This window comes from Leptospira fainei serovar Hurstbridge str. BUT 6, assembly GCF_000306235.2.
GTDB classification, from domain to species: domain Bacteria; phylum Spirochaetota; class Leptospiria; order Leptospirales; family Leptospiraceae; genus Leptospira_B; species Leptospira_B fainei.
Window position 1 is genome coordinate 86,002 of sequence record NZ_AKWZ02000010.1, and the last position, 24,053, is coordinate 110,054.

The window sequence follows — 24,053 nt, forward strand, 5'->3', positions numbered from 1 at the left end:
TGCCGCTCCCGATTGTTTCCCTGTAACTGACACCCAAAATTTCCTGCCCCTACTCATCATTGCAGCCGATGAGATCAATATATGGAGCAAATTCCTTGCAATACATGCGGATCCCTGACGTTCCGCTTTCTTTTCTCCAAGGCAAGCCCGCAGGGAGAAACATTCAAAATCGTAAAATGTTCACAATGTGGATTAGTCCAAGTAAACCCTCAACCTTCTCCGGCAGAGGTCGCGAAATATTATGAAGACACTTACTTTACCAAGCGGACGGACCGAGGATACGATAATTATTATTCGGAGACAACAAGACGGGAAATATCGAGAGTCTACGGTCTCAACCTTGAAGATTTAGGTTTCTTTACATGGGAAAATAAATTGCCTGCGAATAAATCCGCGTTGGATGTCGGATGCGCAGCGGGATATTTTTTAGATTACTTAAGAGATCGGGATTGGAACGTAAAAGGTTTGGACATTGCTCCGGGCCCCGTAGCATTCGCACAGGAAACTCTAAAATTAGACGTCGAACAAAAAGATTTCCTAAATTGGGACGCTAACGGTTCTCAACAGTTCGATCTAGTCACTCTTTGGGCAAGCCTCGAGCATCTGCATCGCCCCAAAGAAACTCTCGAAAAAATCATGATTCATTTAAAGCCCGGCGGAAGAATGATTCTTTCCACCTGTCGCCACGGTCTGCTTGCGAATATTTTGGGCGCGAAATGGAGATACTTAAACGTTCCCGAACATCTTTATTATTATAGTTTACCCGGAATCCGGCGACTTTGTTTAGATTTAGGTTATCTACCTCTATCCCATATCACGTATGGAAGCGGATTAACCGGCAGAAAAAATGCGGGAACATTCTTCAAAACTTCCAAGAGATTAGCGGATTGGGCCGTCAAAAAAATCGACCAGGGAGATATGATGGCTCTTTGCTTCGGAAAACCCAAATATTAGAATTTTAAAAATCGAATTCTATAAAGTAGACGGTTCGTTTTTGATAATATCGAATTCCGGAATTTTCTCCTGATATGGAAAAGACGAAAATTCGATCGAATTTTTGCCACCGGAGTCGCTCTGCTTTTAGCGACCCGGTAGTATATTATGAATTATTTAAGGTTTTTCGGAGGGCTTATCTTTAACTCGAATCACTTTCGTGGCAAAAATGACTTTGTAAATTTCCTTTTTGAGCACCGAAGCTTCTTTAATCTGATCGGATTCATCCCATTCGATCTTTATGGAATCTACGTCCTGCCCCAACACTCTCGCCTCTTGGATCCTTCCGTTTCGATATATAATCGTACTGTAATTCTTTCCTGCAGAATCGCCCGGATTGCTTCGATCTAAATATTTTCGTAAGGAATCTTCGAACAACCTTTCACTTTCCGCAAAGAAATCGGAACGAGCCTTTTCTCGCTCGTTTTCAAAGAAAGTATCGTATTCGTCCTTATGAACGAAACGAGTCGTCGTATCGCATTCCGAAATTTTGACCGGATGAACGGAGATCGATGTCATCACACCTAATAAAAGAGAAAGAGCGACATGCTGCCAATCGGCTTTGTTCTCTAAAATATAGATTTTCCCTTCTTGCTTAGGGAGAGCGGGTTCCGCAGAGGAAAATTTCCACATTCCATAGAACGCGTACCAGCGGTTGTATTGTCCGAGAGAAGCGCAAGACTTACCGTCCGCCTCTAAGGCAAGTTTTTCCGGTTGGGAAAATTCAATTCGCTTATCAAAACTGCACGCCAAATGCATTAATATGGAAAGAATCAATCCCGCAGAAGCAAACAGGCGATACATATTACTTTTCATATAGATGTAGTTCCATATATGCAGTTTACATAAGCAATCTATTTATTTATTTCCGCCCAATTTTGGGGTTTGGATTTCGAATCGGTTTCGAAGAGATCTTAACTGCCCTATCCCTTGTTTGAGTGGTTTTTTCTTTGAGTAATTTCGCAAAAAAATAACAGGGTATAATGACTACTAATGCTAAAAACAAATATTTTGGAAGCTGTACCTCCAAGAAAGACTCGCGTATGATTCCTAAAACACGTCGTTGGTTTTCGGATATTTTATTTCGGTAATCGTAACCGTATTCCTTGGCATAAGATTTCAACTGAATGCCTCGCCAAATTTTCTCCAACGGATTCAAGCGATTTTCGAAAGCGGCTTCGGATCGAACTCTATCTAACTTCAAAAAACTTCCGACGAAAGCGGTAAGTATGAATAAGAAAAGCGGAATCAGCAAAAAGACTATAAAAGGGGTACGCGGTTTCCCCTTTTTTCGATTTTGTCCCGACTTTCCGGCCATATTATTTCTTCGGACTATTCCACCCCACGCATGAGTTTGAAGTTTTTACCGAACCTTCTTTTTTCCGTAAATCTCGTCCTTTCATACCGCCCTCCCTTTATCGCCGGAAACTAAGTCTCCTATAAACCGAAAGAAAAGATAAGCCGGATATAAAAAGATTAAAAGAAACAGGAAGAATTTAGGAATTCCTCTCTCAATCGAATATTCCGGTTCCAAACCCGTAGAAATCCTTTCGTCTGCACCCATTTTATTTCTGAAATCATAACCGTATTTCTGGAACATTTCGCTCATTGATAAATCTTCGAACAACCGATCAATTTCCGTTAACTGCGAATAAGAACGTCTCTCATCGTGCAATCTATACAGGCGGGTGATTTCTCCGACGAATACGCTTAGCAAAAACAAAGCTAACGGTATTAGAAATAGCGCTTGAAAGGGTGTTAAAGGCGTTTTAAGTTTTGCGGTCTTCATTTATCAGTTTAAAGATAACCGGAAACCCTCTTACGGAAAAGCCGATTTTTTTATTTCTTATCGATTCCGTACAATTCGGTAAATTCGGATAGTCGAGGAAATTGAAGCAAATTGACAATTGTCAGAAGCGCCGCTCCGCCGAGTGAAAAGAAAGATCCCGTCGTAAAATACATCACGCAATTTAACAACGCTCCACCCTCGACGATCGCCGCAGTGACGATTTTCAAAGTTCTATAATTTCCTAGATTTTCCTCTAAGCTTTTTTCTTTGGAAGTTTTAGAGAGAATTTTCCTTAGAAAGAACGCTAACGGAACGCTGAAAAGTGAAATAGCCAGTAATATCCCGGATATCGAAGCCTCTGTCTGATCTTTGGAGCCTCCGATAAAAAAACTGACAGCCAAAAAGAAAATCGGCCCGGCTACGATTGTTGCATGGACAAATTGAAGACTAAATAGGTTTTGTTGCATGCGGAAGGAAAGTAAGGTTCCAAAAGATTATAGCAAGAGTTTTTTCCTATTTTTTGATAGTTGTATTTCCTAAACGCTTCCGGTTCAGTATTTCAAATGGGAGCCCGTATTTTTAGGAAAGAATAAGCATGTTTCGAATTCGAGTTCTATTTTTCCTTTTGCTTTACTTCTTGTTAGAAGCTTGCACGACAGTTGGGTTTCACAGAGAGTCGATCCGGGCCGGCGAAGATTTCGGAAAACTCCAAACGATTCGCGTTTGCGTTTGGAAGGACGAAAACGTTTCGTCCGAACGGGTGAGTTCCCTCATCGACGCATGGAACGATGAATTAGCATTGTATAAATTAAAAGCGAATGTTTCGCAGATAAAAGTCTGGAATCGTCCTGGATGGACGGGTTTTGCAATTTTAGCAGAATTATACAAAGCTCCGCTTCCGGAAAATTGCGATAGAATTTTAGCGTTCGCAGGAGTGAGAATTACCGATTTTTTCTATCAAATCGCACAAATAATCCTAGCTTTCTTTTTCATTCCGGTTCCCGAAGTTTTGGGCGCGGTCGACGGATACACAGGTACGAGAGGATATATTCTTGCGCATACGTTCTCCATCAATCAGCTATTCTGGAGCAGTCCCTCGGCAACGATCGTTCATGAGGGTTATCATTTGCTCGGTTGCGGTCATGCACTGTTTCTATCAAAGTGCTATATGAAAATTAAAGAACTCAAAGATTCAAGCCTTTTGGAAGCCGCGCAAACGGATCATTTCTTCCCGGCAACAAATCCGAAAGGTGGATATTTTTTGGAAAGGAAAGATGTGAATTTTTTCTTTTTGGGGGAATAAATGCGATTCTTACTTTAACCCCCCGGCTCTCTTAGAAAGCTGGAAATATGGATCTTAAACGTGAAACCCTTTTGACTCGTCTTTCGACCGGAACCACGGAAGAAACGAAAGGATTTATATACGCGTTATTAGGTACCGTCCTCTTTTCATCGAAAGGAGTGCTCGTAAAGTTAGTCTATAATTACGGAGTGGATTCGGTTACGGTTCTAGCGTTTCGAATGCTTTTCGCGATTCCTTTTTTCGCATTCATTTTATATCGAGAATCGAATCGAACCGATCAGACTCCCATTTCTTCCAAGGATTACGTTAACGTAGTCGTTCTTGCTTTTATAGGATATTATTTAGCAAGCTTCTTCGATTTTTGGGGGTTAGAGTATTTAGCTGCTTCGATGGAACGTCTTGTTCTCTTCACATACCCCGCGTTAGTCCTATTATTAAGTTTTTTATTCCTGGGAAAGAAAGCTCATTCTGTTGAACTATATGCGGTCGCGCTTACATACTCCGGGATCCTATTGGCGTTTCTTCCCGATGCGGAAGCAAACGGTCAAAAATCGATCTTGGGCGCCGCTTTAGTCTTCCTTTCGGCGCTCGCGTATTCCGTCTATCTAATCGGGAGCGGACAAATGATTCCGAAACTAGGTTCCCGGAGATTTACCGCCTTATTAATGCTTTGGTCCGGAGGATTCGTCCTTTTACATTTCTTCTTAAGGAAAGAAGTCGTATCGATATTTTCACAACCCTGGCCGGTGTATGCTTACGGCTTTGCGCTCGGATTTTTAACGACCGTCCTTCCCGCTTTTCTCACCACTGCGGGAATCCAGAGAATCGGATCGAACAAAGCGTCGATTGCGGGAAGTGCAGGCCCGATTTTTACGCTATTCCTTTCGGCAGGCTTATTAAACGAACAAATAACTTGGGAGAATTTGGGAGGAACGGCTCTCGTTTTGTCCGGAGTACTTCTTTTAAGCAGAAAGAAAGCGATCGCAGTCTAAATAATTCCCGACGAATTCAATTTCGATTATCAAAAGATATTAAGAGAATTCCAAAACCGCCTTCGTTCCGTTTTCTTGAAAGATTTTTAAACTGCCTTTAAGTTGTTTCGCCAGAATTTGTATCAGGGTAAATCCGGTTGTCCTAGGATTTTGCCAAAGTTGGCTATCGGACATTCCGGCGCCCCAATCCGAAACACTTAACCTGTAGAATGGGCCATCCTTTTTAATTTCGACGCTTACCCGGGCATTATTAGATCCGTCGGAACCGTGCTTTATCGCGTTGGAAATTAGTTCGTTTACGATCATAGCGCAAGGAACCGCACTTTCAATCGGCAGAAAAACTTTACTTTGAGGTTCCACGACTTCTACGATTCCTTTTCCGTATTTTTCGGAAAGGTTCGATGAAATTTCCCGGATGATTTGGGAAAAGTCGATTTCACGATAGTTTTCGGTTTTATAAAGACAATTATGAACTTCCGATATTGCTATGATCCGATTTTGAAAGTCCAAATACGGTTGATGATCCGAAACGACCGCATTAGAATCCCGATGTATATCCGCTAATCCTGATAGAACCTGAAGATTATTTCTCACTCGATGATGAATTTCTTTTATTAACTCATCCTTTTCCTGCGCATGACCGTGCAAGATCCTAACGGTCATGATCGAAATGGTGGTAAAAAGCAAAAAAAGGAATAAAGTATCCGTAAATAGCACCTCCTGGGGAGGACTTTGATATTGCAACCAAAACGAACGAATCAATAGCAACCCGAGACAATAAACGGAAACCAAAATCGTCTTTGTTATATCCGAAAAATATAAGAAAAGAATAATGATCGTCGGAATACTAAATCCCTGGTTAACCCCCCTGGTTCCGAAAAACCAACCGATGGTAATTCCGAGAAGGCTAAAAATTAAGGTTAAATTCAATGCATACTGGTATTTCTTATGAAATAGGAACCAGATGGAAAAAAGACCGGAAATTGCCACCGTAAGAAATCCGGGACGAAACGATCCGTTTTTGATCGCTATAATATTCGCAATGATTCCGAGAGCCGATACGAAGGCATTGAAAATCAAGAGATGCAGAGCTCGATGGCGGGTCAAATAGTCCCGGTCGGAGTATATTTTGTTAAACGAATCAAGGAACATTTCGGAAACCGACTTATTTAATTGGCAGAAATTTCTCTTTCTTTAATGAAAGGAAACAAGTTATATAAGCGATAACTTCGTATGCCAAGAATTTTTTTAAATAATGAAAGAACGATACGAACGTTGAAAGTGGATATCCTACGCTCGGTCTAAAACTTAGCCCTTTAGGTCCAGAACCAACATTGCCATATCGTCGCCGAAAATACCTTCGGAAAACTTAAAAACTTCGGAAATCACTTGTTCGATGTATTCTTCGAGAGATGCGATATTTCTATATTCCGAAAGAATGGCTTGGAAACCCGGCAGATCTAAAATCCGCCCTTGCGCATTAAAAATCTCATACATTCCGTCCGAATAGAACACGATTCGATCTCCCGACTTTAAGTCGATAGACTCGTTAAAGTATTCGATCGAATCGAAGATAAGCAGAGGCAGATTCATTCCTTTTAATTCGATCATCTCCTTGCCGCGGAAAAGCAAAATCGGAGGGTGTCCGGCATAAGAATAAACCAATTTCTTCTCAAGAGGAAAGAATCGTGCCCAAACTGCAGCGATATGATGCTCTACTACCATCGGTTTAAGATCGCTTACAAATTGTTGAATTCCTTCTGCCGGCGAAATCCCCGTTTTAGCATGATGACGAAAAGATAATACTGCCATACCGGACACCATTGCCGACGAAATCCCATGGCCAGAAACGTCTCCGAAAAGAATATCAAGCACTCCGGTTTCATGTTGGATGTAAGTGATGATATCCCCGCCGACTTTCTCGAACGGACGGAAGTAACTTTCGAATTGATAAAAAGGGGAAGAAGGAAAATCGCGGGCAACTAAAGATCGCTGGGTTAGCCTGGCCAATTCAAGATCATGATTCATTCTCTCGTAAAAATCGTTTAGATCGGATTCTTTCTTTTTACGATCGAAGGCCAAAACGATAAGATCGGAAACTAGTTTTAAAACGTAAATATCCTCTTCGGTCCAAAGTTTTCTTCCTTTAATTGAGTCGAATCCGATAAAACCTAGCTCGGAATCGTGCGAGGTCAATCCTACGACGACTACGGATTGAATGGAAAGTTTCGATAAGAATCCTCGTAAGGATTCGTGGGATGCCGGGATTTCCTCCAACGAATTGTACAGCATGTATCCTCGGTTGCTGATGATTTCCAGATCGCCTTTTTGAAATTCCTCCAGAGATAGATTTTGAAGGCGGTGCATCTTAGGTTCGATCCCGTCTTCGCACCATTCATGAGTGTTGGAAATAGTCAAACCCGCGTGGGTATATAGAAAAACGTAAGCTCTGTCGGCATTACAGAATTTTCCCAATTCTGCAAGCGCTACATTAATCGCTTGGCTCGTATTTCCCGGATCGGTGCTTAAAAAGTTTCTAGAGATTTCGCTTAACAAACTCTCTAATCTAAGAGTCCTCTTTAATCTTAATTCCGCTCCGCGAATTAATGTGACATCCTTTTGCACTCCCCATGCCCGCAGTAATCTCCCGTCCTCCACTACTCCGAGCGCAGTATTTAAAAAAAACTTTTTTAGGCCCTTAGGATCCACTTCCTCGGATTCAGCATCGTGGGTTTTATACCCGGAACGGATAAATTCCAGCAGCCCGATGCTGCTAAAACGATTTTCGAAAGAATGGATATTTTTTAGGAGAGTCCCTTTTATCTCTTCCGCCGTACGATATCCGTACATTCGGGCCATAGTATCATTGCAATGCGTTAATCTCGCGGTTTCGTAAATGATTCGGTATTGCTCATCGACCGGAAGTCGAATATCTACCGGCTCTTCCAGCTCATAGCACCAAATCCCCTCCGGAGCCCGAGTAAAATACCCTTCGATTCGCTCGATTTCATCGAGTCGTTTTCTGTAATCCAATTCAATCCTCGCTCCGAACCCTTGCCCCGGTGAGATTTTTCTTCTTAATATCGGCTTTCGGAAGGCGAGAATTCGAACTGTTTTTTGCAGGCTCGAAGCAATTTGTCCGGGACATCTGTAAACTATCCGTAACACCCCTGGAGGATCCCCCATGAAAACTACGCGCAAAATCTCGATCAACCACGATAAAATCTCCGCATTGGCGGAAATTCTCGCGGATAAGTTAATAGAAGAAATTCGGAAAAAAGCCTTAGAAAAGAGCCAAACATCGCCTAAGGAAGCGGCGTAAGAGAATTTGGAAAAAACCGGTTGCAACGGGCGTTTCCCACCCTAAACTACGGATGTTCGGAGGTGGGAATGTCCCAAGTTTTTTTTTCACGCAAAGTTTCCACGTGGATGCTTTTATTTATCGGTACGTATTTTTCTTTCGGCTGCGGATACAATACGATTCAGGTCCAGGACGAAAAAGTCACTGCGGCTTGGTCCGAAGTATTGAACCAATACCAAAGAAGAACGGATTTAATCCCGAACTTAGTCAATACGGTTAAGGGTTATGCCGCTCAAGAGAAAGACGTACTTACCGAAGTGACAAAGGCGAGAGCTAGTGTCGGATCCATTCAGGCAACTCCGGAAATTTTGAATAATCCGGATTTATTCGCAAAATTTAATAAAGCGCAGGGTCAAATGACTTCCGCTCTTTCAAGATTGATGGTTGTAGTCGAAAAATATCCCGATTTAAAATCCAATCAGAACTTTCTTGAACTCCAAGCCCAGCTGGAAGGAACCGAGAACAGGATTACGGTTGCACGCAATCGATACATCCAATCTGTTCAGGAATATAACGTAACGGTAAGAACCTTTCCGAACGTAATTACGGCTAAAATGTTCGGCTACGCCCCGAAACCGAATTTTACGGTGGAAAACGAAGCGGAAGTTTCCAAACCTCCTCAAGTTAAGTTTTAAGCTGGATATCCTTGAAACGATTCGTCGTCCTTTTTCTTTTATTAATTGTATCGATCCCGATTTTTTCGGAACCGGTCTCGATTCCGTCGCTTATTCGTCGGGTAACGGATTTAACCGGAACATTAAATTCGGAAGAAGTTACTTCTTTAGAAAGTAAATTAGAAAAATTAGAAGAAAGAAAAGGAAGTCAAATCGCCATCCTAATCGTTCCTTCGACCGGAGAGGAGACGATTGAACAATACTCCATCCGCGTCGCAGATGCATGGAAGATCGGTAGAAAATCCATCGCAGACGGTATCATCTTCGTAATCGCTAAAGACGATCGAAAGATGCGCTTTGAAGTCGGTAGAGGATTGGAAGGCGCCGTTCCTGACGCCACCTGTAAAAGAATTCAAATCGAGTATGTTCGTCCTCTTTTTAAAGAAGGAAAATACTTCGAAGGAATCGATGCGGGAATCGATAAAGTAATAGGGTTGATCGACGGAGAACCCCTCCCGGAACCGGATACACATACTTCGTTTCACGGTTCCGATAGAGGTTCCTCGGATATGACGATGTATTTCATCGTTTTAGGAATCATCGCAATCTTCGTCGGTTTTGCCCTTCGGCGTTTATTTTCGCCGATTCAAGCTATAGCGGCGACAGGTATTGCCTATTGGGTTGGTGGAACGTTCGGAATTTCTTTATCCGCTTTATTGCCGATTCTTACGGTATTTTTCATTATACTTTGGGTATTATATTCAACGATTAAAAGCGGTGGAGGCGGAGGCGGGTCTACCTGGAGTTCATGGGGCGGAGGAGGCTCGTCTTGGGGTTCGTCGTCCGGCAGCTCAAGTTGGGGCGGAGGCGGTGGAGATTTTGGCGGGGGCGGATCCTCCTCGGATTGGTGATAAACTATGGCTAACAATATATCTCGTCTTCTTTCACACGTTCGAGCAGGAATCTTGGATTCTTTCGGGATCGGCACTCACGATTCATTAAGGTTTAGTTTATTAAGAAAATATCTTAATGCTGGGGATCTAAAAGAATTAAAATCGATGATCTCATCCTCGGAAGCACAGCATCGAGGGGAATTGAGATTGGCGATCGAGACTAAACTGCCATTGCTGCAAGTCTGGTCGGGAAAAACCGCCAAAATGAGAGCGGTAGAAATGTTCTCTTTTTTGCGAGTATGGGACACCGAGGAAAACACCGGTATTTTAATCTATTTACTTTTGGCCGAGAAAAAAATCGTTTTGTTAGCCGATAGGGGCATCTATAAGAAAATTGGGCAAGAAAATCTGGATTCCATTGCCAATGAAATAAGCGACGGCTTTAAAGAATCGAAATATAAGAAAAGCCTAACTCAGGGGATTCAAAAACTGACGGAGATCCTCAAGAAACATTTCCCCGCCCAGGGAAAAAATCCGAACGAGCTTCCAGATGAACCGTATATTGTTTAACGCTTTAAAGACCTAAGTCTTTCCTAAACGAATCTAAGATAACCGGGTTTATCCGGAAAGAACCGAAAAATCGAGACTTCTATTTTAGAGTTTCTTTAAAGAATTCGATTTGCTCGCGAATCGTTTGTTCGAACAAATTCCCGAAATACGGCTCGAAATGACCCATATCTAATAGATTCATTTTACATTGAGCGATTTTCCCGCTCGTTTTGATAGCTGCCCGATACGGTATCAGGGAATCTTTCTTTGCAATCTGCATCAGAACGGGAGCTTTGATTTTCTTAGCGTAGACAGTCGGACGATACGTCGGTAAAAGTAAACAAATCCTTGCGGGAGCTTCATTTGTCCAATTTGCGCCCTTCTCTATCAGATGAGTATAGCCGTCATAGGAATCTTCCGTATTCATTAAGGCGAAAGTTCCCGGATGCGCGACGATGGGAACTTTATGCGGAGAAAGAAATAATAAAGATTTAATTACATCGGACAATCCATGCAATAATCCTAATATTTGATAGGAAATCGGGAACGAGTTCGTCGTAGAAATTCCGTCGACGAAAGGAACTTGAGAGACGACCGCTTTCACGTCCGGACTCTTCGCGCCTACCACCAAAACGTGGCCTCCTCCAAAGGAAGTTCCCCAAATTCCCAATTTTTCTCCATTCACTTCCTGCAACGATTTCACGAATCGGATCGCTTCCAAAAAATCATGCACATGCCTATACGGATTGATAAGATTTCTAGGAAGTCCTTCACTCTCGCCGAAATTCCGATAATCGAACAGGAAAACGGCAAACCCGGCTTCGCAAAATTTTTTCGCGTATTCGGGTAAGCGAAACCTTCGTTCGGCTCCGATTCCATGGCCCATTACGATGACCGGCGGTTTCTTGACCTCGGGAAGATAAAGTGTTCCCCGACAAATCGTTTCTTCGCTTAAAAATTCTTTAAGTATTTCTTTCATATTTCTTCCGTCTTCTTAGGGAAGTGGATGTTTTTACCGATCCGACCGGAATTACAAAATCCGGAAATCCGTATAAATCAAACAATTTTTATTGTTCTTCTTCATTTCTCGTTCGCGGATATTGAAAAATCGGATGCATCCTTCTTCTTCCGTAAAATCCATCTCAAGCGAAAAGTTCTTTTTGGATTTTTTTAGGCAAACGCTCCACGATCAGTCGATAAGAAGTACGGATCGATTTTTCCAGATCCTTTTTCTTAAGTAAATTAAGTCGATTACATCGGACCCATCCGTTTCTCGCCAAATACGGAGCGGGGATGATACCGGTTGTCGAAACGTAGTCGCTCCATTCTTCAGGCTGGACCTTGAAGGAAACTGTTCCGTTTTCGAGACCGTAAATGCAGTACATTTTATCGAAAACGGAAAAAACCAAATTGGATTCCCACTTTACGTCGATAGTCGTAGCCTTGAGGCTCTTACAAAATTCTTGTAATTGTTCGACCGATTTCATCTTATTTATACAAACGATAGGATTACGGAAGAAATCGGAAAAATCAATCGCAATATATTATAAACTCTTGATTCGATTCACCATCGAATACAATCCGTTACGACGACTCATCGAAAGATGCTTATCCAAACCTATTTCCTTTAGAAAGTCCAGGGAGGCGGATCGAATTTCCTCCCTCGTTCTACCTGAAAAGACTCGCAATAACAGCGCGATCATTCCTTTGGTGATTGCCGAATCACTGTCTGCGGAAAAATAGAGCTTATGGTCTTTCTCTTGCGAAACGATCCAAACTCGCGATTGGCAACCTGGAACCAATCTATCTTCGGTATGCTGTTCCTGAGGTAGAGGCGCAAGAGTATCTCCGATTTCGATCAAGAGTTGATAGCGTTCCTCCCAATCTAAGCATTCGGAAAATTCCTTTATAATTTCCTGCTGGGTTTCTTCCAAGTTCGACATTGAGAATCCTTATGGCCTTCTCAATCTATCATAAAACTGACAGGTTTAGTGGCAAAACAAAATTATCTTAGATATGATCGTTCATTCTTATCCGCACTTTTAGGCTGGACTCTTACGGTATTTTGTCGAGGATTCGTCGCTACAGACGCTATGAAAGTATTCGAAATTCAAAATCAATTCGGCATTGAAAACCTAACAGTCAATTCTCGTCCCGATCCGAAACCTGGTTTCGGTGAAGTCCTAATTAAGGTAAAGGCTTGCTCTTTAAATTATAGAGATTTTCTGATGATCATAGGAAAATACAATCCACGCCAAAAACTTCCGCTGATTCCCTTATCGGACGGAGCCGGAGAAGTCGTGGAGATTGGGGCCGGAGTTACGAAAATTAAAGTAGGCGATCGGGTCTGCGGAATATTCTCGCAAGGTTGGCAAGCCGGGGAACCCGAACTGGAAAATCTAAAGGAATCCTTGGGTGGCCCTTTAGACGGATTAATAAGCGAATACAGAATTTTTCCGGAAACAGGCGTCATTCCTTTTCCGGATCACCTTTCCTATGCGGAAGCTTCCACCTTACCCTGCGCCGGTTTAACGGCCTACAATGCGGTGGTAACGTTCGGAGGATTAGAGCCCGGAAAGACGGTCGTTGTGCTCGGAACCGGAGGTGTTTCCCTATTCGCATTACAATTCGCGAAAATGCTAGGATGCAAAGTGATCGTCACTTCCTCCAGCGACGAAAAATTAGAACGAGCCAAAATCCTCGGTGCCGACGATACCATTAATTATAATTCAAAAGCGAACTGGGATCGTGAAATCAGAAAGAAAACCGCCATGAAAGGAGCGGACCTAGTGATAGAAATTGGAGGTGCAGGAACTTTACAAAAATCGATTAATTCGACTCGTCCGGGCGGAACAATCGCATTGATCGGTGTCGTCGCAGGCGGAGGCGAAGCTACAGTATCTCTCTTTCCCGTTTTAATGCAAGGAATCCGAATCCAAGGGGTCATAGTGGGAAGTAAAAGCGATTTTGCACGGATGAATCAGGCGATCTCGTTTCACCGTAGCAAACCGATCGTCGATAAGATTTTTCCTTTCTCCGAATTTCCGAAGGCGCTGGAATATTTGAGGGACGGGAAACATTTCGGCAAGGTAGTGATAGAAATGTGATTTATAATTTGATCTTTGATTGACTTTATTCTTCGCGCCGCTTCGGCTTCGCACGGTTTTATTCGCAAAAAAACCGGCGGACGGAAAATGAATTAAAGCGAATCTTACAAAACGCCGAGTTCTAATAAACGAAGTTTCGATTAGGGAATCGAGTGACCGGCGCCGGCCGCCCAAATTCTATACCATTCCTCTTTCGTCAAATGAATACGAAACGCTTCCGCAGCAGACCGAAGACGATTCGTTTGATTCGTTCCGAGGACCGGCAGAATACCGGCAGGATGAAGCAGAAACCAAGCATACAGAACGGCATCCGCGGACACTCCCTTATCCTTAGCCAATTGCTCAAGAGCGTCGCGCACGGCTACTTCACGATCTCCATTATGCGAAAAGATTCTTCCGCCTGCGGTCGGAGACCATACCATTGGACGAAATCGTAATTCTTGCGCTTGATCAAAGGTCCCGTCAGTTAACGGAGAAGGATGTAACGGATGAAACTCCACCTGGTTGGTAACTAACGGAAAATTCAACCGACTTTGTAAAAGCTGAAATTGCGACGGAGTAAAATTAGAGACTCCGAAATGCATCGCCTTTCCGGAAGCGCGTAATTTAAAGAACGCCGAAGCAACGGAGTCCGCGTCCATTAAAAAATCAGGACGATGAATCAACAAAAGATCGATTTTTTCGACTCCTAATTTTCCTAAAGAAGAATCGATCGATTCTAAGATATGTTCTTCGCTAGTATTATAATGTTTTAAATGAATTCCCGGATGCCTTGCGCCCGGGACTTGAATTCCGCATTTTGTCACGATCGTTATCGAATCCTTAAGACCGGGTTTCAAGCGAAGCGCTTTTCCGAAATGTTCTTGATTCTGATATTCGCCGTATATATCCGCGTGATCGAACGTATAAATCCCGAGTTCCAAAGAAAATTCAATCTTCTCCAAGATTCGTTGTGCTCCAAATCCTTGCGGATCCAAATGCAATCTCCAGCAGCCAAACACGAGCCTTGATAAGGCTGGACCTCCCTCTGTAAGCGAAATGGATGGAATCATTTTTTTCTCCCCACCCTATTTGAGTCTCTAATCAATGCCTCATCAAGATATTTTTATTGCGAATCGGCATGACTTTTCTCTACCATTTCGGCAGGAAAGACCGACGAACCGGCTTCACAGCGTAGCCAATCGTTTTTAAATTCCGATAATCTAACAAGGGATTAATCTTATAAAAACGAATTGCCAGCCCCTCCTGATTCGAATATAAACGGTTCACCTTACGCCAGGAGGTTCTCTTTGAAAACCGATCCGTCATCTTTGAAGAAGGCGAGTGGAATCAGGAAAATTTCCGCTCGTAAAAATACGTCCAAAGGATTAGGTAGGGTAGAAAAATCTTTTTTTCCCGGAAGAGAATTACCAAGGATCTATAATCCCGGAGATACTAATTCTTTAGAACCGGGATTTCTTCCTGCTTGGATTTCGAAAAATAAAAAGACGGTCGATCAAGATTTAATTGAGTACGGCGCCGTCCTCTTCCGAGGGTTTTCCGTTTCCAGTCCGTTGGAATTCGAAGCCGTAGCCTTAGCTTTGGATAAGAATTTGAAAACCGATTATTTGGGAACTTCTCCCAGGAATCGCATAACAAAATTCGTTCATACGGCCAGCGAATTACCTCCATACTATCCCATTATGCAACATGCGGAGATGAGTTTTTTAAATAAGCCTCCTCGAAAACTTATGTTTTATTGCGAAGTTCCGCCGGTTAAAAACGGAGAAACCCCTATAACAGATTTACGTAAAGTATACGAAGATATGAACCCAAGGATTTTAAAGAAATTCGAAACAAAGGGTGTCAAATATATTCGTCGATATGACGGGCCTAACGCTCCGAGGGTAAGTATGTGGAAAACGAAACGTTGGGACGAGATGTTTTCAACAGTTCACAAGGAGGAGGTAGAGGATATAGCCGCAAAACAAACCTTTCAAGTGGATTGGCTTCCTCAAGACGAACTGAAATTGACAAACATTCAGGTTGCAGTGAGAACGCATCCGTCGGCCAATACGAAAGCTTGGCACAATCATAGCCAAGTTTTCCACGTGGATGCAGCTTTGTTAGAATACCGAAAAATAGCAAAATTTCAAAGGAGTATAGGGAGTGCCTTCCTTTACGGAGTCATATTCATTCTGACCAATCTTAAGAAATTGCTGAGAGATCCTGAAAAATTCGAAACTAATATCGAATTCGGAGACGGAACTCCGATTTCGTTCGCGGAAATTCGAGAAGTAAGCGATACTTTCTGGAAGCATCTATCGGTTTTCGAATGGCAAAAAGGTGATGTTCTCTTAATCGATAACTACTCGGTTTCGCACGGGAGACTCCCCTTTTCCGGACCGAGAGAAATTCTAGTCACTTGGACCGATTAAAGGAAGAAATTTAATGGCCGACCTTGATCTGATTCGGCTGAACTTCAGCCCGACCGGTCTAGTAATATTGAACGTTTGCCTCGGATTCGTTATGTACGGCGTATCTTTAGAGCTCTCGGTAGCGGATTTTTCCAATTTAAAAAAACATCCCAAAGCTGCAATCGTAGGGCTGCTTTCTCAGCTGGTTTTATTGCCTGCAATAACGCTCGGATTAATATTCTTGATCCGACCTTATCCGGGTATCGCTCTGGGAATGCTTTTAGTAGCTGCATGTCCCGGGGGAAATATGTCGAACTTCATCACGTTATTAGCGGGAGGAAATGTTCCTCTTTCCATCTCATTAACGGCGACTACGACTCTTCTCGCTTGGTTTTTCACTCCTTTTAATTTCTTTTTTTGGGGGAAGTTCTATGTTCCGGCAGCGGACCGTTTGAAGGAGGTTCAGATCGATTCTAAAGATTTACTATTTTCAATTTTATTAATATTACTCCTTCCTTTAATAATCGGACTATTGACGAATCGATACGCTCCCCACGCATCCGCAAAACTTCGGAAACCGTTTCGTATAGGCTCTACCTTGATGCTGGGATCGTTTATTTTAATCGCTTTGATCGGAAATTGGAATTCCTTTCTCGATAATATCGGTTGGCTCTTTTGGCTCGTATTCTTACATAACGGACTTGCATTGGCCGGCGGATATACGTTTGCTCGGATAGCGGGATTGGCAGTAAGGGAGCGAAGAACGATCTCTCTCGAGACAGGACTTCAAAATTCCGGTTTGGGATTGGTTCTGATCTTCACTTTTTTTCAAGGGCTCGGTTCCATGGCCTTAGTCGCCGCCTGGTGGGGTGTTTGGCATATCATTAGCGGCTTAATTCTCGCAGGAATTTGGAGTCGTAAAAAAATGAATCAAGAGATAGCTTAAAGAGGTACGTTCATGAGCGATCTACCGACATTTGATTTTTGGTACGAGTTTGCGAGCACTTATTCGTATCTAAGCGTTGCAAGAATCGAAACACTCGCTCGACAAAAGGGAGTTCTACCCATTTGGAAACCGTTTTTGTTAGGCCCGATTTTTCGAGAGCAAGGATTGGCGGATTCTCCTTTTAATCTCTTTCCGGTGAAAGGTCGATACATGTGGAAAGACTTGGAACGAAGATGCGAAAAATACGGGTTACCGTTTCAACGACCGACGATCTTTCCGCAAAACGGATTAAGGGCTGCAAGAATCGCGACGCTCTATTGCGAAGAGGAGTGGATCCATGAGTTCGTAAGACTCGTATATAAGGCCGAGTTCGCGTTAGGAAAAGATATTTCGCAACCGATCGTTTTAAAGGAAATCTTAAACTATCTGGGTCAACCCGATAATGAAATCTTTGCAAGCGGCGAATCGCCTGCCGCAAAATCCCTTCTGAGGGAAAACACTGAAATCGCAAAGTCCCTTGGGATTTTTGGAGCGCCTAGCTTTATCGTAAAAGGCGAACTCTTTTGGGGGGACGATCGCTTGGAGGATGCCATAGAATTTCTTATCCGATCCTAAAGCTTGTCATGGATACCGTGCTCTGGATTTTATCGTTATAGAATGAGATTTCCTCGTTTTCACCCGCCAATGCGAGCGCATACAACATAGGAATATAATGTTCCGGCGTAGGCACTGCAAGTTGAGCCGCGGTACCTAAATTCTGATATTGCGAAAGCGCTTTGCTATCTCGCTTAAGAATCAAAGCTTTGAAAGTTTCATTCGCTTCCTTGGACCAGTCCGGAATTTCTTCCTCGTTACGCCAATTGTACAATCTAAGATTGTGAACCAGATCCCCGCTGCCGACAATCAGCGTATTTTGATCGCGTAGAGATGCAAGCTCCTTGGCAAATTCATAATGCCAACCGGCAGGTTTCGTCGCATCTAAACTCAGTTGTAAAACTGGGATGTCTGCATTTGGATACATATGACGAAGAACACTCCAAGAACCGTGATCAAGTCCCCATTCATAATCCAAATCTAGCCGTTGAGTTCTGGAATCGGTTGAAATTTCTTTAGCAAGCGCAGGATTACCCGGAGCCGAGTACTGAACATCGAAGAGTTCCTGAGGAAATCCGTAAAAATCGTGGATCGTTTTGGGTGATTCCATCGCGGTAATCCGACTTCCTCGAGTGACCCAGTGGGCGGAGATACAAAGAATTGCTTTCGGTCGAGGAAGATTCTGAACGCTCGCCGCCCAACCCTTCGTGAATTCATTTTCTCCGATTGCATTCATCGGACTACCGTGACCGACAAAAAAAACGGGTGCCCTATTCATTTCACTATCTCCTTTTTTCCCGCTGAATCTTTTCCCGACGCCGAGAGCAACCAGGAAAGAAGCTAAGGCGCCACCAAGAAATTTACGACGGGAAAACTTTTCGCCGTCGGAACCGATTTGATCCATGCTCTATTAGTTAGACTTTTACGTTGCGAAAATTGATTTAAACTTAAACTATTTTTCTTTCGGAGCTGCGAAGATAATCCTAAATTATTTTCGATACAATTCGAAAACTTTCGGCCGAATGGCGGATTTCGAAAAATGTTGATTAGAAGCGACTTTACCCTTTCTTAATTTACGTTGCTCTTCTTCCGGCAATAAATGAATCGTTTGGCATTCTACCGAACAACAATCGTCGAATTTTTTCGCGCAGGCTTCGCACTGGATAAACAAAATATGACAGGCCGGGTTAGCGCAGTTGATATGACGCGCAGAGGTGGAGCCGCATTGATGACACTGGCTGATAATCTCGCTACCGATCGTTTCTTGCAGTCGCTGATCAAAAACGAAATTCTTACCCCTAAATTTCGACTCTAGACCTTTTTCCTTTATCTCCGAAGCGTAAGATATGATTCCTCCGTGCAGTTGATACACGTTTCTAAATCCGTGATGTCTCAAATAGGCCGAAGCCTTCTCGCATCGGATTCCTCCGGTGCAGTACATTAAAACCTCTTTTTCCTTTTGGTCTTTTAACAATTCGACGATCATCGGAAGTTCGTCGCGGAACGTATCCGCTTGAGGAAGCACAGCTCCTTCGAAATGCCCGATCTCCGACTCGTAATGATTTCGAACGTCGACTACGATCGTATCGGGAGATTCGAGTTTCCGATTGAATTCCTCCGCGGATAAATGAGTTCCTACATTCGTGACGTCAAAACTTTCGTCATCTATTCCGTCTGCGACAATTTTGCGCCTGACTCGGATTTCCAATTTTAGAAAGGAATGTCCGTCATCCTCGACAGCGATCTTGAACGGAACATTCTTAAATTCTTCCGTTCCATCCAAATAATCTCGAAAGGCCTGAAAGTTATGCTCCGGCACCGACAGCTGCGCGTTGATTCCTTCTTGTGCAAGATAGATTCGCCCCAACACTCCCAATTCTTCCCAATCGTAATACAATCGATCACGCAGCGAATCCGGGTTTGATAGAATCACATATCGATAAAACGAGATGGTTCTTCTACGAAACGGCTCGTTTTCCAATTTCTGCTTAAGTATATCTTTGCTATAAATATTGTGCAGAGGCTTTTTATTCATATTCAAACGCCGATCACACCTTCCTAAAAATAGGTTTTGCAGCTCGCTTTCAATTGCAAGTCGAAAAAGGCTTTTCCTCCCGCCGGTAGACTCGTATTTCCATTTCCATGCCTACGAAGAAAAAACGAGCAAAAGAACGAGACAAAATCCGGACCGGAATCGGTACAAAGGCATCCGAGATCTCGCAAGAACTTCAAAAATTAGCCGACCCGGCCAAAGCAAAAATTTTAGCCGGCTTTTTTAAAACCGCACCCGGACAGTATGGAGCGGGAGACGTTTTTTTAGGCATACAAGTTCCTTCTCTACGGACGATCTCTAAAAAACATCGAGGCTTACCGCTCAAAGAAGTGCAGATCTTAGTCCGATCTAAGTTTCACGAGGAGCGGCTAACCGGTTTTTTTATTCTTTGTGAAACCTTCTCCAAAACGGAAGAAATTAATCGAAAGCAATTACATGATTTTTATCTAAAGAATCTCAAATACGTAAATAATTGGGACTTAGTGGATTTGAGCGCAAGAACTATGATCGGAGAATATTTAGCGGATAAAGATAGGAGTCTCCTGTACGGACTTGCGAAATCGAAGAATCTTTGGGAAAGGCGAATTGCCATTATATCCACCTATGCCTTTATTCGCGAAGGTGATTTTTCCGATGCGATTCGGATTTCTCGAATTCTTCTGAATGATTCCGAAGATTTGATTCATAAAGCGGTAGGTTGGATGCTTCGAGAAGTCGGAAACCGGAATCTACAAACGGAAATAAAATTTTTAAATCAGAATGCCGGTTCGATGCCGAGAACGATGCTCCGCTATGCGATCGAAAAATTTCCGGAGCCTCTTCGAAAGAAATATCTAGCGTTCGGAAAATAGGATATTTTTCCGGATCTTCTAATACTAGGGTGATTGTTTTTCTCAAAAAAGAACGAAAGTCTTTACTTTTTGCCCAAAGCCAGGCTCTACCTTCGAAATTTGTCCGGGACAAGGTTAAAATAGAATACTTTCGGATCGGGAAATGGATTTCCCGAAAAACCGGTCGGTTCAAAAAGGAGGAAGAATGGAATACGCGATCGTTTTACTGGTGGGCATACTTGTCGGATTTAGTCTGGCGTTTTTCTTAGCAAAGAGATTATACAGCGGAGAATCAAAGGTATCTCCGAACGAACACGAAAAATTAAAAATGGAACTTGCCGGAATTCGAGCAACAGAGCTGCGCTCGAAAGAAAGAACTCTACAATTGGAAACGGAACTAAAGGCGCTTTCCGAAAAAAATACGCAAGCTATCGGCGCCTGGCAGTCCATGAAAAAGGAATCCGATCTTTTGAAGGAACGACTCGAGAACCAAAAGAAGGAATTCGAGGAAATGACTTCGAAATTAAAGGATGAATTTAAGAATCTTGCAAATCAAGTTTTGTTGGATAATTCTCAAAAGTTCAATCAGCAAACTCATGAAAAACTGGGAGATCTGTTAAAACCGTTAAAGGAGAATATCGAAATTTTCGGGAAGAAAGTGGAAACTTCAACTCAAGAAACGAAAATAAGCGCCGCAACTCTAAAAGAACAAATCTCATCCTTGGCGAAATTGAATGAAAGTCTGCAAGCCGAAGCTAAAAATCTAGCCGAAGCGCTTCGAGGTGATAAGAAAGCGCAGGGCGATTGGGGGGAACAAATCTTGGAGGGAATTTTGGAACGGAGCGGTCTTCGAGAAGGCGAGGAGTTCTTTCGACAAAACAGTTTCAAGGACGAAGAGGGAGAAAAACGGCCGGACGTAATAGTTCGCTTACCGGGCAATCGCTGCGTGATTTTGGATTCCAAAGTTTCCCTAAACGCGTATGTTTCTTTTTACGGTACCGAGGACGAAAAGGAAAAAGATATTTTTCTCGAGCAACACGCAGCCGCATTAAGAAAACATGTAAAAGATTTATCTAGAAAGAATTATCAATACCTGGAAGGCCTGAATTCTCCCGATTTTGTATTAATGTTCTTACATAACGAGCCGGCCTTATTCTGGGCTTTGCAAAAGGATCCATCCCTGGCTCTCGAAGCTTATCAGCAGAATATTCTGATTGTGACCCCTTCTTCATTAATGATTTCGCTTAAGATGGTATCGAATATTTGGAGGCTGGAAGATCAGGATCGAAATGCGAAAGAAATCGCGCGTCAATCCGGCTTACTTTTGGAAAAGTTAGGCAATTTCGTGGGTGATCTGGAGAAAATCGGCGGGTCTTTGACCGCGACCCAGGGGCATTACGATAATGCGATGAAAAAGTTGAAAACGGGAAAAGGAAACGTACTTAAAAAGGCCGGCGAGATCATGGAACTCGGAGCGATCGTTTCCAAAGATGAAACCAAGAAACGATTAGCCACATTTCTAAACGACGAAGACGGGGACGAGCCTAGCCTTTTGTCGGCCGATTAGGGAATCTATGCCAGATCCGGCCCCGGAGCGTAGCGCTTCACCCGAGTCGGCAATTGTTCCGTGCAACGTTTTAAATAAAGATTGGCTGCTTTGTCTCCTGGATAAACTCGTAAAGCTTCCCGGAATGTTTCGCCGGCGTCCATGTACCGTCCGGCAAAAAAGGCATCCAACCCTTTTTCATAATATTGCTTTGAATTTTGAAATGCCTCTTTTTCCGTAGCGTTTAAATAATCTCCGATTTCATAGATAAAGACTTCGTCGATCTTTCCTTTTATTTCGATTTTATCCAACTTTCGAATTAGGAATCGATCCGGTTGTTCTAAAAGTAAAAAAGAATCTTGGCTGATCAGGATATTCGCACCGTAATATTTCGTAAGGTATTCCAAGCGAGAAGCAACATGGACCGCCTCCGAGATCACCGTACTTTCCATTCTCCCTTCGGCTCCGATTAAACCTAAAATTAACGAACCTGTATGGATTCCGATGCCGACTCGAATAGCCCTATCGCCAATTCGCTGTCGGTTATACGAAAGAATTTCCGTTTGCATTTGAATCGCTGCGTTAACCGCATCATCCGGACGTTCGGAAAATAAAGCCATGATGCCGTCGCCGAAATACTTGTCCACGAAACCGTGATTTGTCCGAATTACGGGTTCCATTTTACTTAAATAGTTATTTAGAAATTCAAAGCTTTCCTTACCGTTCATGCTTTCCGAAATTTCGGTAAACGACCTGATATCGGAAAAAAGAATCGTCATTTCCTTTCTGACTTGATCGCCGGGAAGCATATCGGCTATATTCCCTTTTTCTAGAAGTCCCAGGAAATTTCTCGGAACGAAACGGCTATAAGTTATATTAAGTCTTAGCATCTTTTCGGTTAATATTTCCTTTTCCCTATAAAGATCTCCGTATCGGGAAGACAATACGAAAGTCTCGATAAGTACGAGCGTTAAAAGACCGATCGGCATCAAAAAACGAGTCCCCAAAATTTGATGTGCCGAAAGAACGTCCAAGACACCTGTCGCAGATAACGTAAAAAAGCCGAATAATAACGGAGCCGCGTACGGTTTTCTATTCAGAACCGCGCGACAGAGCACGTATATGGCAAGAATAATTGCGGCGAACATGACCGCCTGGTAATAAGGAATTACCTTTGAGGCTTCGGGAAAAGACAATAGAGAGCTTAAAGCGAAGCCGCACGCTAAGATATAAAAACCTCTTATCCAAATTTTCGGAAAGAATTCGGGAAACGTATGTCGTAAATAATGGAGCCCCAGCGGTAAAGAAAGATAGAACGATAAATATTCCAACCGCATTGACGTTTCGTATCCCCAGGACGGGAAATAGGACAAAAGAATCTTATCTTCCGTGACTAATAATCTTACGAATAGAACGAAACAAAATAGGCCGAACGGAAGAGGCGATCTGTCTTTTCTGCGTATCAAAAACAAACCGATATGATAGAGAAACGTAAGGAAAAAAATTCCCCCCAAAAACAAATCCATATCTCTATATTGCGAAACTTCCTTTTTAAGTTCCTCCGATTCTCCGAATCGAATTCCGTACCAAAGACCTCCGAATCGATGATAAAAATTAGAAATTTCTAATACAATTAATAGTTCGGAAGCGCTATGATTCAATTCATGAAACGAAGGACGACTGTCAGGTATGCTCGATTGCCGATCCGCGCCGGGAGTTCCAGAATTTAGAATCTTCTCCCCGTTCACATATAAAGTAAATGCGGTCGCCTGTCCTTTCGAATAAAAAGCGAATGCGGGAGAATTCTCCGGAAGGAGAAGCTTCAGCTTCAGCGTGCCATAACCTGAACCGTTCCATGTACCGGGAACGTTAAACGACCTCTTATCGTCCGCTACCTTACCCGAGGAAGACAAAAGCCCGGGATAGTATTCCCACTCACCGTCCAAATCGATTAGCGGGTGTTCTGCGACATTCCAATTCCTAAGATCTAAAATTCCGGCGACCGCCGTCGGATGGTAGGAAAGATTCTTTCGGCACGAAGCAAGCCCTATCCAAATTACCGAAAACAAAAGGATGAACTGAAACAT

At 43.0% G+C, this 24,053-nt stretch carries 26 protein-coding genes; 13 read left to right on the plus strand and 13 right to left on the minus strand.

Annotated elements, in window-relative coordinates; genetic code table 11:
* The first annotated feature begins 81 nt into the window (after positions 1-81).
* Positions 82-954, plus strand: a complete 873-nt coding sequence (locus tag LEP1GSC058_RS09405; protein WP_016549906.1) for a class I SAM-dependent methyltransferase — start codon at positions 82-84, stop codon at positions 952-954.
* Between the two features lie 156 nt (positions 955-1,110).
* Here LEP1GSC058_RS09405 and LEP1GSC058_RS09410 read toward each other — a convergent pair whose 3' ends face one another.
* The 4 genes from LEP1GSC058_RS09410 to LEP1GSC058_RS09425 all read right to left on the minus strand — a co-directional run bounded on the left by LEP1GSC058_RS09410 (position 1,111) and on the right by LEP1GSC058_RS09425 (position 3,249).
* Entirely contained in the window at positions 1,111-1,809 is a 699-nt protein-coding gene (locus LEP1GSC058_RS09410; protein WP_016550659.1) for an LIC_13076 family protein, read from the minus strand.
* A 46-nt stretch (positions 1,810-1,855) separates the two neighbouring features.
* The gene (locus LEP1GSC058_RS09415; protein ID WP_232224664.1) at positions 1,856-2,197 is read right to left on the minus strand and encodes a hypothetical protein; all 342 of its coding nucleotides are present in this window, start codon (positions 2,195-2,197) and stop codon (positions 1,856-1,858) included.
* Between the two features lie 195 nt (positions 2,198-2,392).
* A complete protein-coding gene (locus tag LEP1GSC058_RS09420) occupies positions 2,393-2,782 on the minus strand; it encodes a hypothetical protein (protein ID WP_039948259.1) in 390 nt (129 codons plus the stop codon).
* 50 nt (positions 2,783-2,832) lie between these two features.
* The gene (locus LEP1GSC058_RS09425; protein WP_016549912.1) at positions 2,833-3,249 is read right to left on the minus strand and encodes a hypothetical protein; all 417 of its coding nucleotides are present in this window, start codon (positions 3,247-3,249) and stop codon (positions 2,833-2,835) included.
* Between the two features lie 128 nt (positions 3,250-3,377).
* Between LEP1GSC058_RS09425 and LEP1GSC058_RS09430 the strand changes: the two genes are divergently transcribed.
* Positions 3,378-4,085, plus strand: coding sequence for a hypothetical protein (locus LEP1GSC058_RS09430; protein ID WP_016550588.1), 708 nt, complete (start codon positions 3,378-3,380; stop codon positions 4,083-4,085).
* Positions 4,086-4,132: 47 nt separating this feature from the next.
* Positions 4,133-5,077 carry a DMT family transporter gene (locus LEP1GSC058_RS09435; protein WP_016550702.1) on the plus strand — a complete coding sequence of 315 codons (945 nt, stop codon included), beginning with the start codon at positions 4,133-4,135 and terminating at the stop codon, positions 5,075-5,077.
* A gap of 39 nt (positions 5,078-5,116) precedes the next feature.
* Here LEP1GSC058_RS09435 and LEP1GSC058_RS09440 read toward each other — a convergent pair whose 3' ends face one another.
* Positions 5,117-6,229 carry a sensor histidine kinase gene (locus tag LEP1GSC058_RS09440; protein WP_016549889.1) on the minus strand — a complete coding sequence of 371 codons (1,113 nt, stop codon included), beginning with the start codon at positions 6,227-6,229 and terminating at the stop codon, positions 5,117-5,119.
* A gap of 156 nt (positions 6,230-6,385) precedes the next feature.
* Complete coding sequence (locus LEP1GSC058_RS09445) at positions 6,386-8,116, minus strand: SpoIIE family protein phosphatase (protein ID WP_039948533.1); 1,731 nt, start codon at positions 8,114-8,116, stop codon at positions 6,386-6,388.
* A gap of 145 nt (positions 8,117-8,261) precedes the next feature.
* On the opposite strand from LEP1GSC058_RS09445, the gene LEP1GSC058_RS20320 reads away from it, so the two are divergent.
* From LEP1GSC058_RS20320 to LEP1GSC058_RS09460, 4 genes are all read left to right on the plus strand, one after another.
* On the plus strand, positions 8,262-8,399 hold the full coding sequence (locus LEP1GSC058_RS20320; RefSeq protein WP_016549439.1) for a hypothetical protein: 138 nt from the start codon (positions 8,262-8,264) through the stop codon (positions 8,397-8,399).
* Positions 8,400-8,506: 107 nt separating this feature from the next.
* On the plus strand, positions 8,507-9,073 hold the full coding sequence (locus LEP1GSC058_RS09450) for a LemA family protein (RefSeq protein WP_051133818.1): 567 nt from the start codon (positions 8,507-8,509) through the stop codon (positions 9,071-9,073).
* Between the two features lie 11 nt (positions 9,074-9,084).
* On the plus strand, positions 9,085-9,963 hold the full coding sequence (locus LEP1GSC058_RS09455) for a TPM domain-containing protein (RefSeq protein ID WP_016549739.1): 879 nt from the start codon (positions 9,085-9,087) through the stop codon (positions 9,961-9,963).
* Positions 9,964-9,969: 6 nt separating this feature from the next.
* A complete protein-coding gene (locus LEP1GSC058_RS09460) occupies positions 9,970-10,515 on the plus strand; it encodes a TPM domain-containing protein (RefSeq protein WP_016550490.1) in 546 nt (181 codons plus the stop codon).
* Between the two features lie 79 nt (positions 10,516-10,594).
* Here LEP1GSC058_RS09460 and LEP1GSC058_RS09465 read toward each other — a convergent pair whose 3' ends face one another.
* The 3 genes from LEP1GSC058_RS09465 to LEP1GSC058_RS09475 form a co-directional block, all read right to left on the minus strand.
* Positions 10,595-11,473, minus strand: coding sequence for an alpha/beta hydrolase (locus LEP1GSC058_RS09465; protein WP_016550848.1), 879 nt, complete (start codon positions 11,471-11,473; stop codon positions 10,595-10,597).
* A gap of 163 nt (positions 11,474-11,636) precedes the next feature.
* Entirely contained in the window at positions 11,637-11,981 is a 345-nt protein-coding gene (locus tag LEP1GSC058_RS09470; protein WP_016549869.1) for an MmcQ/YjbR family DNA-binding protein, read from the minus strand.
* Positions 11,982-12,038: 57 nt separating this feature from the next.
* Positions 12,039-12,437 carry a SufE family protein gene (locus LEP1GSC058_RS09475; protein ID WP_016549477.1) on the minus strand — a complete coding sequence of 133 codons (399 nt, stop codon included), beginning with the start codon at positions 12,435-12,437 and terminating at the stop codon, positions 12,039-12,041.
* A 150-nt stretch (positions 12,438-12,587) separates the two neighbouring features.
* On the opposite strand from LEP1GSC058_RS09475, the gene LEP1GSC058_RS09480 reads away from it, so the two are divergent.
* Positions 12,588-13,601 (plus strand): zinc-dependent alcohol dehydrogenase family protein, encoded by a 1,014-nt coding sequence (locus LEP1GSC058_RS09480; RefSeq protein ID WP_039948261.1) that lies wholly within the window; start codon positions 12,588-12,590, stop codon positions 13,599-13,601.
* Between the two features lie 140 nt (positions 13,602-13,741).
* Here the strand turns inward: LEP1GSC058_RS09480 and LEP1GSC058_RS09485 are convergent, their stop codons facing one another.
* Entirely contained in the window at positions 13,742-14,653 is a 912-nt protein-coding gene (locus LEP1GSC058_RS09485) for an aldo/keto reductase (RefSeq protein ID WP_016550679.1), read from the minus strand.
* Positions 14,654-14,890: 237 nt separating this feature from the next.
* Here LEP1GSC058_RS09485 and LEP1GSC058_RS09490 point away from each other — a divergent pair, with 237 nt between their 5' ends.
* The 3 genes from LEP1GSC058_RS09490 to LEP1GSC058_RS09500 are packed head-to-tail and all read left to right on the plus strand — an operon-like array spanning position 14,891 to position 17,558.
* The gene (locus tag LEP1GSC058_RS09490) at positions 14,891-16,018 is read left to right on the plus strand and encodes a TauD/TfdA family dioxygenase (protein WP_016550148.1); all 1,128 of its coding nucleotides are present in this window, start codon (positions 14,891-14,893) and stop codon (positions 16,016-16,018) included.
* Positions 16,019-16,031: 13 nt separating this feature from the next.
* Positions 16,032-16,943: a bile acid:sodium symporter family protein gene (locus tag LEP1GSC058_RS09495; RefSeq protein WP_016550894.1), complete on the plus strand. Its 912-nt coding sequence runs from the start codon at positions 16,032-16,034 to the stop codon at positions 16,941-16,943.
* A gap of 12 nt (positions 16,944-16,955) precedes the next feature.
* Positions 16,956-17,558, plus strand: coding sequence for a 2-hydroxychromene-2-carboxylate isomerase (locus LEP1GSC058_RS09500; protein WP_016550256.1), 603 nt, complete (start codon positions 16,956-16,958; stop codon positions 17,556-17,558).
* Here the strand turns inward: LEP1GSC058_RS09500 and ygiD are convergent.
* Together ygiD and trhO are read right to left on the minus strand one after the other, a co-directional pair.
* The gene (gene ygiD / locus LEP1GSC058_RS09505) at positions 17,545-18,441 is read right to left on the minus strand and encodes a 4,5-DOPA-extradiol-dioxygenase (protein ID WP_016549450.1); all 897 of its coding nucleotides are present in this window, start codon (positions 18,439-18,441) and stop codon (positions 17,545-17,547) included. The two genes, LEP1GSC058_RS09500 and ygiD, sit on opposite strands and share 14 nt — an antisense overlap.
* A gap of 84 nt (positions 18,442-18,525) precedes the next feature.
* Positions 18,526-19,572: an oxygen-dependent tRNA uridine(34) hydroxylase TrhO gene (gene trhO / locus LEP1GSC058_RS09510; protein WP_016549646.1), complete on the minus strand. Its 1,047-nt coding sequence runs from the start codon at positions 19,570-19,572 to the stop codon at positions 18,526-18,528.
* Between the two features lie 107 nt (positions 19,573-19,679).
* Between trhO and LEP1GSC058_RS09515 the strand changes: the two genes are divergently transcribed.
* Complete coding sequence (locus LEP1GSC058_RS09515; RefSeq protein WP_016550497.1) at positions 19,680-20,441, plus strand: DNA alkylation repair protein; 762 nt, start codon at positions 19,680-19,682, stop codon at positions 20,439-20,441.
* A 142-nt stretch (positions 20,442-20,583) separates the two neighbouring features.
* The gene (rmuC, locus tag LEP1GSC058_RS09520) at positions 20,584-21,987 is read left to right on the plus strand and encodes a DNA recombination protein RmuC (RefSeq protein WP_016550343.1); all 1,404 of its coding nucleotides are present in this window, start codon (positions 20,584-20,586) and stop codon (positions 21,985-21,987) included.
* 5 nt (positions 21,988-21,992) lie between these two features.
* On the opposite strand, the gene LEP1GSC058_RS09525 is transcribed toward rmuC, so the two are convergent.
* Positions 21,993-24,053, minus strand: a complete 2,061-nt coding sequence (locus LEP1GSC058_RS09525) for a 7TM diverse intracellular signaling domain-containing protein (protein ID WP_039948263.1) — start codon at positions 24,051-24,053, stop codon at positions 21,993-21,995.